The sequence below is a fragment of the Pseudomonas sp. TH49 genome, from assembly GCF_016650625.1.
GTDB lineage: Bacteria > Pseudomonadota > Gammaproteobacteria > Pseudomonadales > Pseudomonadaceae > Aquipseudomonas > Aquipseudomonas fluorescens_H.
In genome coordinates this window covers 1,183,440-1,201,165 of record NZ_JAEKFL010000001.1, presented here as the reverse complement: position 1 = coordinate 1,201,165, position 17,726 = coordinate 1,183,440, and the positions used below count along the sequence as shown (strand labels likewise).

Here is a 17,726-nt window from a genome sequence, read left to right as displayed (position 1 = left end):
AGACTGGCGCAGAATAAATGAGTTTTGTTGTTAGTGAATTTCCAAGGTGTTGCTATTTGTTGGATTTGGCGCGGGGATAATAAGAAGTTAATTAACTGGCCGGTTAGCGATAAATACCATTTTTCCCGTGTGCAGCGGTCGCCCTATTGCTCCGCACGCTGATCATCTGCTTGATGTCGATCCACTCGATGCCCTGAGCTTTCAGCTTCGGCAATTCACGCTCCAACACTGCCAGCGTCTGCGGGTACGGGTGACCGATCATCACCGCCGATCCCTGTTTGCGCGCCAGGCTGATGGCGGTCTGCAGTTGGGTGAAAATCGCCGCTTCGGTGCGCTCGTCATCGAGGAATACATCCCGAGAAACGCTCGCCAGATCGATCTTCTGTGCCTGCTGCGCGGCCACGGTTTGCGCACTGGTGCGGCTGTCGACGAAGAACTTGTGGCGGCGTTGCAACTCACCCATCAGCCACGCCATCGCCACCGGTTGCGCGGTCATGCGACTGCCCATGTGGTTGTTGATGCCCGCGGTGTAAGGGACCATTTTGAACGCGGCGTCGAGGCGCTTTTGCAGCTCTTCGAGCGGCAGTTCGGGGTGCCAGGCGTACGGGCCGGTGGCCGGGTCCATCGGCATGTGCAGGATCACGATCTTGCCGGCGCGATGGGCTTCGCGGGCGAATTCGGTGGCGTGCGGAGTGTCGGGCATGATCGCCGTGGTCACCGGGCCGGGCAGGGCCAGTACGCGGCGATCCCGGGGCAGGTTTTGCCCCAGGTCGTCGATGATCAGCGTCAGGTAGGCTTTCGGCGGGGTGGTCTTGGCGGGTTCTGCGTGCGCAGCACCCGCCAGACAGCACAGCAGGACGAAGAGGAAACGCAAAGACATCCTCAACGGCCGGACGTGATGCTCAGCCCTTTGAGCAGGCTCAGGGCCTGGGCCAACTGGTAATCGTCATCCTGCGGCATGGCCTTGGCCTTCGCGCCGGAACCGGTCGGCTTGTCTGCGCCGCCGTTGCCGTTGCCCAGGTGGCCTTGCAGGTCGGCTTCCTTGAAGTAGTCGCCGTCCGCTTCGTTGGTGATCTTGGCCTTGCGCACTTCGATGTCCGGGACAATGCCCTGGGCTTGGATCGAGCGGCCGTTCGGCGTGAAGTACAGCGCCGTGGTGATCTTCAGCGCGCGGTCGTTGTTCAGCGGCAGCACGGTTTGCACCGAGCCTTTGCCGAAACTGGTGGTGCCCATGACCACCGCGCGTTTCTGGTCCTGCAGGGCACCGGCAACGATTTCCGACGCCGAGGCGCTGCCGCCGTTGATCAGCACCACCATCGGTACGGCTTCGCTTTCGTCTTTGCCGGTGGCGGAGAAGCGCAGTTCGGAGTTGGCGATTCGGCCTTTGGTGTAGACGATCAGGCCTTTCTTGATGAAGTGGTCGACCACTTCCACCGCTGCCTGCAACACACCGCCCGGGTTGTTGCGCAGGTCGAGGATGATGCCGTTGAGCTTTTTGCCGTTGTCTTTGCGCAGCTTGGCCAGGGCCTTGGAGACCTCCTCGCCGGTCTTGACCTGGAACTGGGTGATGCGGATGTAACCGTAGCCCGATTCCAGCAGCTGCGCCTTGACGCTCTTCACTTGAATCACCGCGCGCGCCAGGGTCACGTCGAACGGCGTGCCGCCGTCGCGCACCAGGGTCAGGGTGATCTTCTGGCCGATCTTGCCGCGCATCTTGTCCACGGCTTCGGTCATGGTCTGGCCGCGAGTCGGCTGACCGTTGATCTTGACGATGAAGTCGCCAGCCTGAATGCCAGCCTTGGACGCAGGCGTGTCGTCGATTGGCGACACGACTTTTATGAAGCCGTCTTCCGAGCCGACTTCGATACCGAGGCCGCCGAATTCGCCGCTGGTGCTTTCCTGCAGCTCGGTGAAGTCTTCAGGGCCCAGATAGGCGGAGTGCGGATCGAGGTTGCTGAGCATGCCCTTGATCGCGTTTTCCAGCAGGGTCTTGTCGTCCACCGGCTCGACATAGGCGGCTTTGATTCGATCCATGACCTCGGCAAAGGTACGCAACTCTTCCAGCGGCAGCGGTGCCTTGGAGGTCGCGGCAGTACCTGCCGGAGCGACGGCCGGGGCCGGTTGAGCAGCGAACGCCAGAGGCGCGCCGATCACCACAGCGATCGTCAGGGCCAGCGAGGTAAGGCGGGACAAATGCAGCATGTCGAACGAACTCCTGAATTAGGCGACGCGCTTATCCTTGCGCGTGACACCATTGCGCCGGATCACTCGGGTGACCCTGCTGACGAATTGCGAAATACAGCGCTGGTGTGTCCTGACCGCCACTGTTACCGACAGTGGAAATCGACTCACCGGCTTTTACTACGTCACCGGCCGACTTGAGCAGTGTCTGGTTGTGACCGTAAAGGCTCAGATAACCATTGCCATGATCAAGGATCACCAGCAGCCCGGCGCCACGCAACCAGTCGGCGAACACCACGCGCCCGCCATGCACGGCATGCACCTGGCTGCCGGCAGCAGCGCTGATCATCACGCCATCCCACTTGGTCCGGGCATCGTCGCCACGGCTTTCGCCGAAGCGTGCCAGCAATCGACCATCAACCGGCCATGGAAGTTTTCCCCGGGTTGCGGCAAAAGGGCCGCCAAAGGTCTCGCCGCTGCTGGACACCAGTGCGCCGGGGGTTGATCTGGCGGGTTTTCGTGGGGCGTCGCTGTTTTCAGCCTGCGCCTCACGCAAACGCTTTTTTTCCGCTTCCTGCTGGGCGATCAGCGCTTTCTGCCGCGCTTCTTCTGCCTCACGAGCCTGGCGGGCCAGGGTTTCTTCAATGGTTTTAAGGACTTTAGACAGGTCTGCCTGATCCTGCTCGCGGGCGGCGAGTTTCTGGTCGCGGGCCTTCACATCATCGTTGAGCTTGGCGAGGACTTGCTGGCGCTCCTTGCGGACCTTTTCCAGCTCATCGCGCTGGGTGTCGAGGCTGCTTTTCTGTACCAGCAATTGCGCCTGTTGCGTGGCGATGTCTTTTTCGACATTGGCCAGTTGGCGCAGGGTTTCGTTGAAGTTCTTCAACTGCTCCAGGCGGGCCTGGCTCAGGTAATCGTAATAGGTGAGGGTGCGGGCGAATTTCTCGGGATTCTGCTGGTTGAGCAGCAGCTTGAGGTATTCCTGACGGCCGTTCTGGTAGGCCGCGCGGGCCTGGATGGCGATCAGTCGCTGCTGTTCAGTGCGCGCGCTCTGGAGTTTTTTTTTCTCCGCATCGAGCCGCTGCAGCTCGGATTCGCTTTTCTTCAGCTCTTTCTGCAGGGCATCGACCTGCTTCTCGAGCTTGCCCATCTCGGTTTCAGTGCCCTTGAGCTCTTTCTGCACGCCGGATTTTTCTTCCTGCAGCTTGCCCAGCAGCTTTTTCAGCTCGGCAATGTCCTGACGCGTGGCATCCAGCTGCTGTTGGGTTTGCGCGCGCTCGTCAGCGAAGGCCGGTTGGAGCAGGCATGTCAGAGCGAGGGCGATCAGGACGCGGAGCATAGAGGCGGGCGGCACCAGGGTAATGGACGGCCTAGTATGCCCGCCCGAGGCTGCAAAAAAAACGCCCAATTGGGCTTGTGTGATAACTGGAGCAGATTCGGTAATAAAAATAGCGCAAAACCAATGTGGGAGCGGGCTTGCTCGCGAATGCGGGGCGTCAGTCAACATCAACGTTGCTGATACTCCGCATTCGCGAGCAAGCCCGCTCCCACAGGGTTTGGCGGTGTTTGATCTGGCGAACTACACCAGAATCGACGTACCAGTCATCTCAACTGGTTTCTCCAGACCCAGCAGCATCAGCATGGTTGGGGCCACGTCCGCCAATACGCCACCTGCGCGGACCTTGAGGTCACGCTTGCCGACATAAATGAACGGCACCGGCTCGGTGGTGTGCGCGGTGTGCGCCTGGTGGGTTTCTTCATCGGCCATTTTTTCGACGTTGCCGTGGTCGGCGGTGATCAGCGCTTCGCCGCCAACCTTTTCCAGCGCCTCGACGATGCGCCCGACGCAAGTGTCGAGGCATTCCACGGCTTTCACCGCAGCGTCGAACACGCCGCTGTGGCCGACCATGTCGCCGTTGGCGTAGTTGACCACGATCACGTCGTAACGCTGATGCTCGATGGCATCGACGATGCGGTCGGTGACTTCCGGCGCGCTCATTTCCGGCTGCAGGTCGTAGGTGGCGACTTTCGGCGACGGGATCAGGATGCGCTCTTCACCCGGGAACGGCTCTTCACGGCCACCGGAGAAGAAGAAGGTCACGTGTGCATATTTTTCGGTTTCGGCGATGCGCAGCTGGGTCTTGCCGTTCTTCGCCAGATAGTCGCCAAGCACGTTTTCCAGGCTGCCGGCGGCGAAGGCCGACGGCGCAGGGATGCTGGCGGCGTACTGGGTCAGCATGACGAAACCGGCCAGTTTCGGCTGGCGCGCACGATCGAATTCCTTGAAATCGTCTTCGACGAATACGCGGGTCAGCTCGCGGGCGCGGTCGGCGCGGAAGTTCATGAACACCACGGCGTCGCCGTCTTCGACCTTGACCGGCTCACCGATGGTGGTGGCTTTGACGAATTCGTCGCTCTCGCCACGGGCGTAGGCGGCTTCGAGGCCTTCCTGGGCGGTGGCGGCGTTGAACTCGGCGTTGCCGTCGACGATCAGGTTGTAGGCCTGGGACACGCGGTCCCAGCGGTTGTCACGGTCCATCGCGAAGTAGCGACCGACGAGGCTGGCGATACGGCCCTTGCCAAGCGCCTGGAAGGTCGCGTCGAGCAGTTCGATCGACGACGTGGCGCTTTTCGGCGGCGTGTCGCGACCATCGAGGAAGGCGTGCAGGTAGATTTTTTCGGCGCCGCGCTTGAAGGCCAGTTCGGCCATCGCGACCAGGTGATCCTGATGGCTGTGCACGCCGCCATCGGACAGCAGGCCCATGAAATGCACGGCTTTGCCGGCGGCCACGGCTTTATCCACAGCGGCGCAGATGGTCGGGTTCTCGAAGAACTCGCCGTCGCGGATCGCTTTGGTCACGCGGGTGAAGTCCTGATACACCACGCGCCCGGCGCCGAGATTCATGTGACCGACTTCGGAGTTGCCCATCTGGCCGTCCGGCAGGCCGACGTCCATGCCGCTGCCGGAGATCAGGCCGTTCGGCACCGTGGCCCAGAGGCGATCGAGCACAGGCTTCTTCGCCGCATAAACGGCATTGGATTCGTGGCTGTCACTGTGACCGAAGCCGTCGAGAATCATCAGGACCAAAGGTTTAGGCGTGGTAGTCATGGAATCCACTCGTGGCTAATAAAGAAGAGGGCGTTGAAAAAGGGAGTGGCGAGTTTAATGCTTAGTTCCGACCACGTCACCGCCGGACGGGGTTTGGCCCACCCTAGGGGCTGTGTATACTGGCCGACATTTTAACGCCCTGGAACCTCCTTCGATGGTTGCTCACCTGATTGAATTTGCCACTAACCACTACATTCTTGTCGGTATCTTCGTCGTATTGCTGGCTTTGCTGCTGGCGCACACGATGCAGGGCGGCGGTAAAAGCCTGAGCACCGGCGAACTGACCGCACTGGTCAACAAGGACGCAGGCGTGGTGGTGGACATCCGTCCGGCGAAAGATTACGCCGCCGGCCATATCGTTGGCGCGATCAACATTCCTCAAGACAAGCTGGCTGCGCGCATCGGCGAGCTGGAAAAGCACAAGGCCAAGACCATCATTCTGGTCGACGCTCTGGGCCAGACCGCTGGCACCCACGCTCGCGAGCTGATGAAATCCGGCTTCACCGCCGCCAAGCTGTCCGGCGGGATCTCCAGCTGGAAAGGCGACAACCTGCCGCTGGTGAAGTGATATGAGCGAAGTCATCGTCTACTCCAGCGATTACTGCCCTTACTGCATGCGAGCCAAGCAATTGCTCGCGAACAAAGGTGTGGCCTTCGAAGAGATCAAGGTCGATGGCAAGCCGCAGATTCGTGCTGCCATGAGCCAGAAGGCCGGACGCACGTCCGTGCCGCAGATCTGGATCGGCGAAAAGCACATCGGCGGTTGTGATGATTTGTATGCCCTGGAGCGCGCCGGCAAGCTCGACGCGCTGCTCAAGGCCTGAACGGCTGGACCCACGTACAGCAATCCCTAAAAGACCCAAGATCAGAAAGGATCTGAGATGACTGACCAACAGAACACTGCAGCCAGCGAAGAAGAAACCGCACCGCAATTCTCCTTGCAGCGCATCTACGTACGCGACCTGTCCTTCGAAGCCCCGAAAAGCCCGGCGATCTTCCGCCAGCAGTGGGACCCGACCGTCGGTCTGGATCTGAACACCCGCCAGAAAGAGCTGGAAGGCGATTTCTACGAAGTCGTGCTGACCTTGTCGGTTACCGTGAAAAACGGTGACGAAGTGGCCTTCATCGCTGAAGTGCAACAGGCCGGTATCTTCCTGATCAAGAACCTCGACGCGGGTTCGATGAGCCACACCCTGGGTGCGTTCTGCCCGAACATCCTGTTCCCGTACGCTCGCGAAACCCTGGACAGCCTGGTAACCCGTGGCTCGTTCCCGGCCCTGATGCTGGCACCGGTGAACTTCGACGCCCTGTACGCGCAAGAGCTGCAGCGCATGCAGGCAGCGGGCGAGACGCCGACCGTTCAGTAAGAAGTCTGAGCGACGACGCAAGTCCAATGTGGGAGCGGGCTTGCTCGCGAAAGCGGTGTGTCAGGCGACATCAATGTCATCTGATACGACGCCTTCGCGAGCAAGCCCGCTCCCACATTTGTTATGTGCACTTATTTGAAGTCGTTCTGCCGCCACGCTTCGTACACGGCCACCGCCACGGTGTTGGACAGGTTCAGGCTGCGGCAGCCTTCACGCATCGGCAGGCGCAGGCGCTGTTCGGCGGGCAGGGCGTCCAGTACCTCTGGCGGCAAGCCGCGGCTTTCCGGGCCGAAGATGAACGCATCACCCGGGACGAACGCGGCATCGTGAAACGGCCGCGAACCTTTGGTGGTAAAGGCGAACAGCCGTGGGTTGCCGAGGCTTTCCAGGCAACTGGCGAGGTCGGCGTGGCGCTGCAACGTGGCATATTCGTGGTAGTCGAGACCGGCCCGGCGCAAGCGCTTGTCGTCCATCTCGAAACCCAGCGGTTCGATCAAATGCAGGTGGCAGCCGCTGTTGGCGCACAGCCTGATAACGTTGCCGGTGTTCGGCGGAATTTCTGGTTGAAAAAGGATGACGTGAAACATGCACGGCTCCGAAGGTAAAGATGACGCGCATTCTACGCCGCAAGCCGACCCGCGTTCGAAACTATTCCCGCGGGTGATCGGTTCGCTGGCGATTTTCGGCTTGATGGTCGGCTTGATGATCGGTCGCCTGACCACGCCGGATCCGACTGTGCTGCAGCAGGTCGAGGTGAGCGGTGACGGCCTGGTGGTATGGTTCAACAGCGAGCCGAAGCTGCACGGCGAAATCATCGACGGCACCGTGGCCCTGTTGTTTCAGGCAGAGGGCAAGGCGCAGAAGGGTCAGCTCAAGCTCAACGGCAAGGACGTGAACTGGCGAACGCGGGTGAGTGACGGTGGGTTGTTGCTGACGGTGCTGGCGGCGCGGCCGCTGCAAGGGGAGTGGGCCGGGGGCAAGGTCGATGACCGCTGGCGGCTGGAGATCCATCTCCGGGAGCAATAAAAGCGGGAATCCCCGGCCTGCCTGTACCAGGGTTCCCAAAACGGGGTGGACTTCGCTGCGAGCGTCGGTCCGGTGTAAAGAGGGAACCCCCGGCCTGCCTGTACCAAGGATCCCAAAAGGGTGGGCGCATCGCGTTGGCGCTGTGAGCCCGGTGTAAAGAGGGGATTCCCCGGCCTGCCTGTACCAAGGTCCCCGAAACGGGTGGTGAATCGAATCACCTGTAAGCGTTATTGCAGGGCGCGTGCCAGTTTTAGTATTTCGAAACAGAAAAAAGCTTCAGATGCGCGAAAGCCCCATAAATCGGGGCTTTCGTGTTTTTACTGGCTGGTTTTTTCAGCCTTGCCTGGATGTTTTTAGCAACGGCTGCGATGCCCGATCACGGGTCAAAGTGCATTAGGTTGGTGCACGGCGGGGCCACGGTGGGAGCGGGCTTGCTCGCGAAGGCGTCGCGTCAGTCACTGATACGTTTCATGAACAGCGCTTTCGTGAGCAAGCCCACTCTCACAGAGGGCGTGGTTGATCAGCCCTCATCCCCCTCATCCTCGTCCCCGCCATCCACTTTCATCCCCAATTCCTTGATCTTGCGCGTCAGGGTGTTGCGCCCCCAGCCAAGCAATACCGCCGCATCGCGCCGCCGACCGGCGGTGTGCTTCAGCGCAGTCTCGATCATGATCCGCTCGAACGCCGGCACTGCGCTGTCGAGCAGGCTCGACTGGCCGCGGGCCAACGCCTGATCGGCCCACTGGCGCAGCGCTTGTTCCCAGTTGGTCACCGGCGCCGAATCCTGTGGCAGGCTCAGCAGCTCCGGTGGCAGGTCACTGATGTGCACTTCGCGCCCGGACGCCATCACGGTGATCCAGCGGCAGGTGTTCTCCAGCTGGCGCACGTTGCCGCCCCACGGCAGGTTTTTCAGGTATTCCTCGGTCTCGCTCTTCAGCAGCTTCGGCTCCACCGCCAGTTCTTGCGCAGCGCGGCTGAGGAAATGCTTGGCCAGGGTCGGGATGTCTTCGCGACGGTCCGACAGGCGTGGAATGTGGATGCGGATCACGTTGAGGCGGTGGAACAAGTCCTCACGGAATTTCCCGGCATGCACCAGGGTTTCCAGATTCTGGTGAGTCGCGGCGATGATCCGCACGTCGACCTTGACCGGCACATGGCCGCCGACGCGATAGAACTCACCGTCCGCCAGCACCCGCAGCAAACGGGTCTGAGTATCCGCCGGCATGTCGCCGATTTCGTCGAGGAACAGCGTGCCGCCGTCAGCCTGTTCGAAGCGCCCGCGCCGCAGGTTGGCCGCGCCGGTGAACGCGCCTTTCTCGTGGCCGAACAGCTCGGATTCCATCAGGTCTTTCGGGATCGCCGCCATGTTCAGCGCGATGAACGGCGAGGCCGCGCGCGGGCTGTGGCGGTGCAGGGCGTGGGCCACCAGTTCTTTACCGGTACCGGATTCGCCGTTGATCAGTACGGTGATGTTGGAATGGCTCAAGCGGCCGATGGCGCGAAACACTTCCTGCATCGCCGGTGCTTCGCCGATGATTTCCGGCGTGCGGGTCAGCGCTGGCACCACTTCCAGGCCTTGCTGTTCCTGCGCGTGCTGGTTCGCGCGTTTGACCAGCGATACCGCCTCGTCCACGTCGAAAGGCTTGGGCAGGTATTCGAACGCGCCGCCCTGATACGAGGCCACCGCGCTGTCCAGGTCGGAGTGAGCGGTCATGATGATGACCGGCAACCGTGGATGCTGTTCGCGGATGCGCGCCAGCAGGTCGAGGCCACTGGCGCCCGGCATGCGGATATCGGAAATGATCACATCAGGCTGCTGACGGGCCAGACGACTCATCACGCCATCGGCGCTGTCGAAGCTCTGGGTGGTCATGCCTTCCTGCTGCAAGGCCTTTTCCAGAACCCAACGGATAGAACGGTCGTCATCGACGATCCACACGGTTTCACTACGGCTCATGTCGATGTGGCTCCTTGTTCCAGTGGCAGAAAGATCGAGAACGTGGTGTGGCCGGGGTGGCTGTCACACTCGATCAGGCCCTGGTGCTGGCTGATGATGTTCTGGGTAATGGCCAGGCCCAGCCCGGTACCGTCCGGACGGCCGCTGACCATGGGAAAGAAAATGGTTTCCTGAAGTTCCGCCGGTATCCCGGGGCCGTTGTCGATGATCTCGATCTTGGTCACCAGGCGATGACGGACGTGGCCGATGGTGAACTGGCGCATGGTCCGGGTGCGCAGGCTGATGCGGCCCAGACGCAGCTCGTTCTGGCTGCTGATCGCCTGCATCGCGTTGCGCACGATGTTCAGTACGGCCTGAATCATTTGTTCGCGGTCGATCAGAACGTCGGGAATGCTCGGGTCGTAGTCACGCACCAAGGTGATGCAGCCCTGGCTTTCCGCTTCGACCAGTTGGCTGACGCGTTCGAGCACTTCGTGAACGTTGCACAGCGCCAGTGACGGCAGCTTGTTGGAGCCGAGCATGCGGTCGACCAGATTGCGCAGGCGGTCGGCCTCTTCGATGATCACATTGGTGTAGTCGCGCAGACTGTCTTCCGGCAACTCACGGGCCAGCAACTGCGCCGCACCACGGATACCGCCGAGCGGATTCTTGATCTCGTGGGCCAGGCCGCGCACCAGCATCTTGCTGGTTTCCTGTTTGGACAGCTGCGCCTCTTCCTTGGTGATCCGCAGCAGGCGATCACGCGGGTGCACTTCCAGCAGGAGCATGGTCGCGCCGTTGCTGAGGATTGGCGTCACCGCGTAGTCCACGGTCAGGGTCTGGCCGGTGAGGGCGGTGAGCATTGCTTCGCGTTTGGTGAACGGGTGTGCCTGTTCGACCGCCTGTCGCAGTGAGTTGAGCGCCTCGGTGGACTCGGTGAACAGCTCGCTGATGAACTGGCCATGACTGCGCTGGCCGCTGATGGCCAGCAGCATCTCGGCCGCCGGGTTCATGTACTCAAGGCGCAATTCGGCGTCGAGCAGGATGGTGGCGGTGGTCAGGTTGTCGAGCAGCAAACGGTGGATTGCGTCGCTAATAGTCATCGGAGCCTCTTTTGGGGGCGGAGCGTGCGCAAGAAGCAGGCGTCGTTAAACGGAAAATGCAAAAACCAAACCAAGGCTCCGAAAAGAAGCGTTCAACCCGTGAAACAGGCGTTTGACGCTCGTTTGCGTGGCGCCATTGCCGCCGGAGCGGGAAGTTTCGAACCAAAATGGGTTGGGATGTGGGTACGGTGCAACCTTATGCACCAATATAGTGCGCAAAGCTGAACGGCGTTAGAAGAAACGCAGGAAGGGATTTTTTTCTTCGACGGGTTTGTCTTTCAGTGGACATTCCGGGCGCACGCCGTAGTCCTCGCTGACGCAGGGTTTGACCTGGCGTTTCTGCGCCAGCGAGATGCGCAGCATGTGGAACGGCTGGTTGGCGGTGCGCTCGACGATGCGACCCTCGGCATCGAGGATTTCCACCGACAGGTTGTGGCTGCCACGGTCTACGTTACTCAATGGGAATACCGGACTCAGGCCCGCCTCGCCAGTGGCCTGGCCGTCGAGCAGCAGGCGATAGCGATGGCCCTGTTGCAAACCGGGTTCGCTGGTGACGCTGACGATCACCTCGCCCGCGCTGCTGCGAATGGTCGCGTCCGGCTCGGGAATCAGGATGCGCAGCATGTCGTAGTGGAACAGCGGTTGTTCCGCGACCTTTTTTGCAGCGCTGATCGGTGCTGCAGCCGTGGGGTTGGCCGACATTCGATTACTGGTCGCGATAGGTACGCGCTTGGCGTTGCCGCGCGGCTGGTCGGTGTAGACGCGATTGCCCTGGGCGTCGACATAGGTGAAGACCTCGGCGTGCACGGGCAGGGTGCACAGGCACAGGATCAGCCAGAAAATCCTCACGGCTTGTGCACTCGCTGCACGGTGAACACCACCGCCGGGCTCTGCTGGATGATCGTTTCACCGTCGATCACCTGCACCGCGAGACGATGCTCGCCGCGATCAACATTCACCAGTTGCAGGATCGGCACGTTGCTCGGCTGGCCGTAGGGCGCGTCGTCCAATACCAGCCTTAGCTGGTGCGGCGACTGCAGGCGCGGCTTGATCAGCACATTGACGGTGAAGGTGCCGTTGTTGGCGCGCAGGGCTTCTTCGCTGGGCAGGCCGGTCAGTTCCAGCACTTCATAAGCACTGCGCGCCGCGGGGCGTGTGTCCGTGCTGGCGGGCGCCGGGGTGCTCGGTGCTTGCGGCTCGACGCTGTTGAGCGGTGGCAACTCCAGCGGCTGCGCCTTGACGCCGTCCGGCGAGTGATCGCTGTAGACCGTGTTGCCGTTGGCGTCGGTGTACTTGTAGATCTGCGCTGCGGCGGGCAGGGCGATCAGCAGCAGGAGGTAGAGAAAGGTGCGACCCATGAAATCGACCGGCAATGAAAACGATGGGATGCAGCATAGGCCAGGTGCAGCGGTTGGCCCAACCCTGGAAATATCCGCAAATCATTCAGGCGCTGCAATGCCCCTGTGGGAGCGGGCTTGCTCGCGAATGCGGCCGGTCATTGAAGATGATGGTGACTGACACGACGCCTTCGCGAGCAAGCCCGCTCCCACAGGGTCGTGCGGCGCCAACGAAATCCGCGCAATAAAAAAGGCCTCCCGAAGGAGGCCTCTTTTTGTTACGCCGCGTAGCGCGGCGCTACCGGATCAGCAGCTGTAGTACAGCTCATATTCCAGTGGGTGTACGAAGGTGCGGACCTTGATTTCTTCTTCGGATTTCAGCGCGATGTAAGCGTCGATGAAGTCGTCGGAGAACACGCCGCCCTTGGTCAGGAACGCACGGCCCTTGTCCAGCTCTTCCAAGGCTTCTTTCAGGCTGCCGCAAACTTGTGGGATCTCTTTCGCCTCTTCAGGCGGCAGGTCGTACAGGTTTTTGTCAGCGGCATCGCCTGGGTGGATCTTGTTCTGGATACCGTCCAGGCCGGCCATCAGCAGTGCTGCGAAAGCCAGGTACGGGTTGGCAGCCGGATCCGGGAAACGGGCTTCGATACGACGGCCGCGTGGGCTGTTGACGTAAGGAATACGGATCGAGGCGGAACGGTTGCGAGCCGAGTAGGCCAGCATCACCGGCGCTTCGAAACCTGGCACCAGACGCTTGTAGGAGTTGGTGGCCGGGTTGGTGAAGCCGTTCAGGGCCTTACCGTGCTTGATGATACCGCCGATGAAGTACAGGGCGGTTTCGGACAGGCCGGCATAGCCTTCACCTGCGAAGGTGTTCTTGCCGTCTTTGGCGATGGACATGTGCACGTGCATGCCCGAGCCGTTGTCGCCGTACAGTGGCTTCGGCATGAAGGTCGCGGTGCGGCCGTATGCGTCGGCAACGTTGTGCACAACGTATTTCAGCGTCTGAACTTCGTCAGCTTTCTTCACCAGGGTGTTGAACTTGACACCGATTTCGTTCTGACCGGCAGTCGCCACTTCGTGGTGGTGAACTTCAACGGTCTGGCCCATCTCTTCCAGTGCGTTGCACATGGCAGTACGGATTTCGTGGTCGTGGTCGAACGGCGGAACCGGGAAGTAGCCACCTTTGATACCAGGACGGTGGCCTTTGTTGCCGCCTTCGATGTCCTGGTCGGACATCCACGAGCCTTGTTCGGAGTAGATCTTGAACATCGAACCGGAGATGTCGGACTTGAACTTCACTTCGTCGAAGATGAAGAACTCTGGCTCGGGACCTGCGAAGACGGTGTCACCGATACCGGTGGTCTTCAGGTATTCCTCGGCACGGTGAGCGATGGCGCGCGGGTCGCGATCGTAACCTTGCATGGTCGAAGGTTCGATGATGTCGCAAACCAGGATCAGGGTCGCGTCTTCGGTGAACGGGTCCAGAACGGCAGTGTCGTCGTCCGGCAGCAGGATCATGTCGGAGGCTTCGATGCCTTTCCAGCCAGCGATGGAGGAACCGTCGAACATCTTGCCGACTTCGAAGAAGTCGTCTTCCAGCGCATCGCGAGCCGGCATGGTCACGTGGTGCTGAGTGCCTTTGGTGTCCGTGAAGCGCAGATCAATCCACTTGACGTCATGATCTTTGATGAGTTGAACCGACTTCGACATAGTGTCCTCCGGGGTGGCTTAGGGCTTGGTAGTGGATGCCCTTAATATGGGTGATGCCGGCGCAGATACTCTGCCAAGGCAACCTGCCTCACAAGGGAGCAAATTGCATGCCAGTGCCCCAGCATGGGTTTTTTGCCCCAAATTCACGCTTTCACAGGAGGAAAGCGCCATAAAGGCGAAAATCTCGCCCTTTAATGTAGCGTCTTAAATCAAAAATGACCCGTTTTGGTGCAAGTGAAACCTTCTGCATATTAACTGGTTAAACCTTGAGCAATTTCCGCTATAATCCGCGCCCCCCTTTTTCGGCTGGCCCTGCGCGCGCTGTTTTCATGAAACTAATCGTAAAAGTCTTCCCCGAGATCACCATCAAGAGCCGCCCTGTCCGGATGCGTTTCATCCGCCAGCTGGCCAAGAACATCCGCGCCGTGCTCCGCGATCTGGACCCGGCCGTGGTGGTGAACGGTGTGTGGGACAATCTCGAGCTGGAAACCCGCGTTACCGACCCCAAAGCCTTGAAAGAGATGGGCGAGCGCCTGACTTGCACTCCGGGTGTCGCGCACTTTCTGCAGATCGACGAGTACCCGCTGGGCGACTTCGACGACATCACCGAGAAGTGCAAACAGCACTACGGCGATGTGTTGGCCGGGAAGATTTTCTCGGTGCGCTGCAAGCGTGCAGGCAAGCATCCGTTCAGCTCGATGGACGTTGAAAAATACGTCGGCAGCAAGCTGCGTCGTGAGTGCGGTGCGGCCGGAATCGACCTTAAAGACCCGCAAATCGAAGTCCGCATCGAAGTTCGCGACCAACGGTTGTTTGTCATTCACAGCCAGCACAACGGCATCGGCGGATATCCGCTCGGCGCCCTGGAGCAGACGCTGGTATTGATGTCCGGCGGCTTTGACTCGACGGTTGCCGCGTACCAGATCATGCGCCGCGGCCTGATGGCGCATTTCTGCTTCTTCAATCTGGGCGGGCGTGCCCACGAATTGGGCGTGATGGAAGTCGCGCATTTCATCTGGAAGAAGTACGGCAGCTCGCAACGCGTGCTATTTGTCAGTGTTCCGTTCGAAGAAGTGTTGGGCGAAATTCTCGGCAAAGTCGATAACAGTCATATGGGCGTCGTATTGAAGCGTATGATGTTGCGCGCATCGTCGGCCATTGCCGATCGGCTGCACATCGACGCGCTGGTCACCGGCGAAGCGATTTCCCAGGTATCGAGCCAGACGCTGCCGAACCTGTCGGTGATCGACTGTGTGACCGACAAGCTGGTCCTGCGCCCACTGATCGTTGCGCACAAGCAGGACATCATCGACACGGCCAACGAGATCGGCACCGCCGATTTCGCCCGGCACATGCCGGAGTACTGCGGGGTCATCTCGGTCAATCCGAAGACCGCCGCCAAGCGCCACCGTGTTGAGCACGAAGAGAAAGAATTCGACATGGCGGTTCTCGAGCGTGCGCTCGAAAACGCCAAACTGGTGTCGATCGATCGGGTGATCGACGAATTGGGCCAGGATTTGCAAATCGAAGAAGTCGGCGAAGCGCTGGCCGGTCAGATCGTCATCGACATCCGTCACCCGGATGCGGCCGAGGATGACCCGCTGGAAATCGCCGGCATAGAAGTACAGACGATGCCGTTCTATGCAGTGAACGCTCGTTTCAAGGAGCTGGATCCGACTCGCCAGTACCTGCTGTATTGCGACAAAGGCGTGATGAGTCGCCTGCATGCTCACCATTTGCTCAGTGAGGGGCATGCCAATGTGCGCGTTTATCGACCGAGCTAAGTGCCCGGGGCTGTTTGCCTGTGGCCTGCGTCACCGGCCCCCCGACACCGCCGTCAAGCTGTAACGGCCATGCCGGACACTACTGTTAATCGCTGCCAAGACTTGTCAGCAAACCGAATCCTCTGATCGAGATACACAAGTGATCGAAAATCTACGTAACATCGCCATCATTGCCCACGTTGACCATGGTAAGACCACCCTGGTAGACAAACTCCTGCGTCAATCCGGCACCCTGGAGCGCAACGAGCTCAACGACGAGCGCGTGATGGACTCCAACGACCAGGAAAAAGAGCGCGGTATTACCATTCTGGCGAAAAACACCGCCATCAACTGGAACGGCTACCACATCAACATCGTGGACACCCCGGGCCACGCCGACTTCGGCGGCGAAGTAGAACGCGTAATGTCGATGGTTGACTCCGTTCTGCTGCTGGTTGACGCTCAAGACGGCCCTATGCCGCAAACCCGTTTCGTGACCAAGAAGGCGTTCGAAGCCGGCCTGCGTCCAATCGTGGTCATCAACAAGGTTGACCGTCCAGGCGCGCGTCCGGACTGGGTTCTGGACCAGATCTTCGACCTGTTCGACAACCTCGGTGCTACCGAAGAACAACTGGACTTCCAGGTTGTTTACGCTTCGGCCCTGAACGGCATCGCCGGTCTGGACCACACCGCCATGGCGGAAGACATGACCCCGCTGTACCAAGCGGTAGTCGATCACGTTCCGCCTCCGGCCGTTGACCGTGACGGTCCGTTCCAGATGCAGATCTCCGCTCTGGACTACAACAGCTTCCTGGGTGTTATCGGTGTTGGCCGTATCGCTCGTGGTCGCGTCAAGCCGAACACCCCGGTTGTCGCTATCAGCGCCGACGGCAAGCGCCGCAACGGTCGTATCCTGAAGCTGATGGGTCACCACGGTCTGCACCGCATTGACGTTGAAGAAGCAGCGGCCGGCGACATCGTCTGCATCAGCGGCTTCGACGAGCTGTTCATCTCCGACACCCTGTGCGATATCAACACCGTCGAGGCGATGAAGCCGCTGACCGTTGACGAGCCAACCGTTTCCATGACCTTCCAGGTAAACGACTCGCCATTCTGCGGTAAAGAAGGCAAGTTCGTGACCTCCCGTAACATCAAGGATCGTCTGGACAAAGAGCTGCTGTACAACGTTGCACTGCGCGTTGAAGAAGGCGACTCGGCTGACAAGTTCAAGGTTTCCGGCCGTGGTGAGCTGCACCTCTCGGTACTGATCGAAACCATGCGTCGCGAAGGCTTCGAGCTGGCCCTGGGCCGTCCTGAAGTGATCATCCGTGAAGTTGACGGCGTGAAGCAGGAACCGTTCGAAAACGTCACCATCGACATCCCTGAAGAATCGCAGGGCAAGGTCATGGAAGAGATGGGTCTGCGTAAGGGCGACCTGAGCAACATGGTGCCGGATGGCAAGGGCCGTGTTCGTCTGGAATACAACATCCCTGCTCGCGGTCTGATCGGTTTCCGTAACCAGTTCCTGACCCTGACCAACGGTGCTGGCATCCTGACCTCGATCTTCGACCGTTACGCGCCAGTGAAGTCGGGCCACATGTCCGGCCGTCAGAACGGCGTTCTGGTTTCGGTTGAAACCGGCAAGGCACTGACCTACTCGCTGGAAACCCTGCAGGCTCGTGGCAAGCTGTTCGTAGAACACGGCCAGGAGATCTACAACGGTCAGATCGTTGGTCAGAACAGCCGCGACAACGACCTGGGTGTGAACCCAACCAAAGGCAAGAAGCTCGACAACATGCGTGCTTCGGGTAAAGACGAAACCATCGCTCTGGTACCACCTGTTCGCTTCACTCTGGAACAGGCTCTGGAATACATCCAGGAAGACGAGCTGTGCGAAGTCACTCCTAAGTCCATCCGTCTTCGCAAGAAGATCCTGGACGAAAGCGAGCGTACCCGCGCTGCCAAGAAAGCCAAGGCGTAATTTAGCCCGAGCTTGAAAAAACGCCCCCGGTCGCAAGACCGGGGGCGTTTTTGTTTGTCCGGGATTTAACCGAGACGGGTGCGGTGTTTGTGCTGGCCTCTTCGCGAGCAAGCCCGCTCCCACAGTAGATCTCGGTGAACACGAATCTTGTGTACGCCACAGTTCCCTGTGGGAGCGGGCTTGCTCGCGAAGGCGGCCTGACAGGCGCCG

The 17,726-nt window shown here is 60.2% G+C and carries 16 protein-coding genes; 6 read left to right on the top strand and 10 right to left on the bottom strand.

Annotation, left to right across the window (positions count from 1 at the left end):
- Window positions 1-103: 103 nt before the first annotated feature.
- From JFU48_RS05445 to gpmI, 4 genes are all read right to left on the bottom strand, one after another.
- Window positions 104-880, bottom strand: a complete 777-nt coding sequence (locus JFU48_RS05445; RefSeq protein WP_103520108.1) for a divergent polysaccharide deacetylase family protein — start codon at window positions 878-880, stop codon at window positions 104-106.
- 2 nt (window positions 881-882) lie between these two features.
- Window positions 883-2,202, bottom strand: coding sequence for a S41 family peptidase (locus tag JFU48_RS05440; RefSeq protein ID WP_201136030.1), 1,320 nt, complete (start codon window positions 2,200-2,202; stop codon window positions 883-885).
- Between the two features lie 31 nt (window positions 2,203-2,233).
- Window positions 2,234-3,520 (bottom strand): murein hydrolase activator EnvC family protein, encoded by a 1,287-nt coding sequence (locus JFU48_RS05435; RefSeq protein ID WP_003220768.1) that lies wholly within the window; start codon window positions 3,518-3,520, stop codon window positions 2,234-2,236.
- A 240-nt stretch (window positions 3,521-3,760) separates the two neighbouring features.
- The gene (gpmI, locus tag JFU48_RS05430) at window positions 3,761-5,290 is read right to left on the bottom strand and encodes a 2,3-bisphosphoglycerate-independent phosphoglycerate mutase (protein ID WP_201136029.1); all 1,530 of its coding nucleotides are present in this window, start codon (window positions 5,288-5,290) and stop codon (window positions 3,761-3,763) included.
- A 154-nt stretch (window positions 5,291-5,444) separates the two neighbouring features.
- Between gpmI and JFU48_RS05425 the strand changes: the two genes are divergently transcribed.
- From JFU48_RS05425 to secB, 3 genes are read left to right on the top strand one after another with little or no spacing between them, the layout of a single operon-like run.
- Window positions 5,445-5,858: a rhodanese-like domain-containing protein gene (locus JFU48_RS05425; RefSeq protein ID WP_003220772.1), complete on the top strand. Its 414-nt coding sequence runs from the start codon at window positions 5,445-5,447 to the stop codon at window positions 5,856-5,858.
- Between the two features lies 1 nt (window position 5,859).
- Window positions 5,860-6,114 carry a glutaredoxin 3 gene (gene grxC, locus JFU48_RS05420; protein ID WP_003220774.1) on the top strand — a complete coding sequence of 85 codons (255 nt, stop codon included), beginning with the start codon at window positions 5,860-5,862 and terminating at the stop codon, window positions 6,112-6,114.
- 57 nt (window positions 6,115-6,171) lie between these two features.
- Complete coding sequence (secB, locus tag JFU48_RS05415; RefSeq protein ID WP_003220776.1) at window positions 6,172-6,657, top strand: protein-export chaperone SecB; 486 nt, start codon at window positions 6,172-6,174, stop codon at window positions 6,655-6,657.
- Between the two features lie 131 nt (window positions 6,658-6,788).
- Here the strand turns inward: secB and JFU48_RS05410 are convergent, their stop codons facing one another.
- On the bottom strand, window positions 6,789-7,244 hold the full coding sequence (locus JFU48_RS05410; protein ID WP_003220777.1) for a tRNA (cytidine(34)-2'-O)-methyltransferase: 456 nt from the start codon (window positions 7,242-7,244) through the stop codon (window positions 6,789-6,791).
- On the opposite strand from JFU48_RS05410, the gene JFU48_RS05405 reads away from it, so the two are divergent.
- Entirely contained in the window at window positions 7,243-7,683 is a 441-nt protein-coding gene (locus JFU48_RS05405; RefSeq protein WP_201136028.1) for a hypothetical protein, read from the top strand. The genes JFU48_RS05410 and JFU48_RS05405 overlap by 2 nt on opposite strands.
- 520 nt (window positions 7,684-8,203) lie before the next feature.
- Here JFU48_RS05405 and ntrC read toward each other — a convergent pair.
- The 5 genes from ntrC to glnA form a co-directional block, all read right to left on the bottom strand.
- Complete coding sequence (gene ntrC / locus JFU48_RS05400) at window positions 8,204-9,640, bottom strand: nitrogen regulation protein NR(I) (protein ID WP_103485265.1); 1,437 nt, start codon at window positions 9,638-9,640, stop codon at window positions 8,204-8,206.
- Window positions 9,637-10,722, bottom strand: coding sequence for a nitrogen regulation protein NR(II) (glnL, locus tag JFU48_RS05395; RefSeq protein ID WP_003220783.1), 1,086 nt, complete (start codon window positions 10,720-10,722; stop codon window positions 9,637-9,639). The genes ntrC and glnL overlap by 4 nt, the downstream gene beginning before the upstream one ends.
- Window positions 10,723-10,953: 231 nt before the next feature.
- Window positions 10,954-11,571, bottom strand: coding sequence for a DUF4124 domain-containing protein (locus tag JFU48_RS05390; protein ID WP_201136027.1), 618 nt, complete (start codon window positions 11,569-11,571; stop codon window positions 10,954-10,956).
- On the bottom strand, window positions 11,568-12,080 hold the full coding sequence (locus JFU48_RS05385) for a DUF4124 domain-containing protein (protein WP_201136026.1): 513 nt from the start codon (window positions 12,078-12,080) through the stop codon (window positions 11,568-11,570). The genes JFU48_RS05390 and JFU48_RS05385 overlap by 4 nt, the downstream gene beginning before the upstream one ends.
- Before the next feature lie 285 nt (window positions 12,081-12,365).
- The gene (gene glnA / locus JFU48_RS05380; protein ID WP_003220788.1) at window positions 12,366-13,772 is read right to left on the bottom strand and encodes a glutamate--ammonia ligase; all 1,407 of its coding nucleotides are present in this window, start codon (window positions 13,770-13,772) and stop codon (window positions 12,366-12,368) included.
- Between the two features lie 329 nt (window positions 13,773-14,101).
- On the opposite strand from glnA, the gene thiI reads away from it, so the two are divergent.
- Together thiI and typA are read left to right on the top strand one after the other, a co-directional pair.
- Complete coding sequence (gene thiI, locus JFU48_RS05375) at window positions 14,102-15,556, top strand: tRNA uracil 4-sulfurtransferase ThiI (RefSeq protein ID WP_003220790.1); 1,455 nt, start codon at window positions 14,102-14,104, stop codon at window positions 15,554-15,556.
- 139 nt (window positions 15,557-15,695) lie between these two features.
- On the top strand, window positions 15,696-17,516 hold the full coding sequence (typA, locus tag JFU48_RS05370) for a translational GTPase TypA (RefSeq protein ID WP_003220792.1): 1,821 nt from the start codon (window positions 15,696-15,698) through the stop codon (window positions 17,514-17,516).
- The last annotated feature ends 210 nt before the right edge of the window (window positions 17,517-17,726 follow it).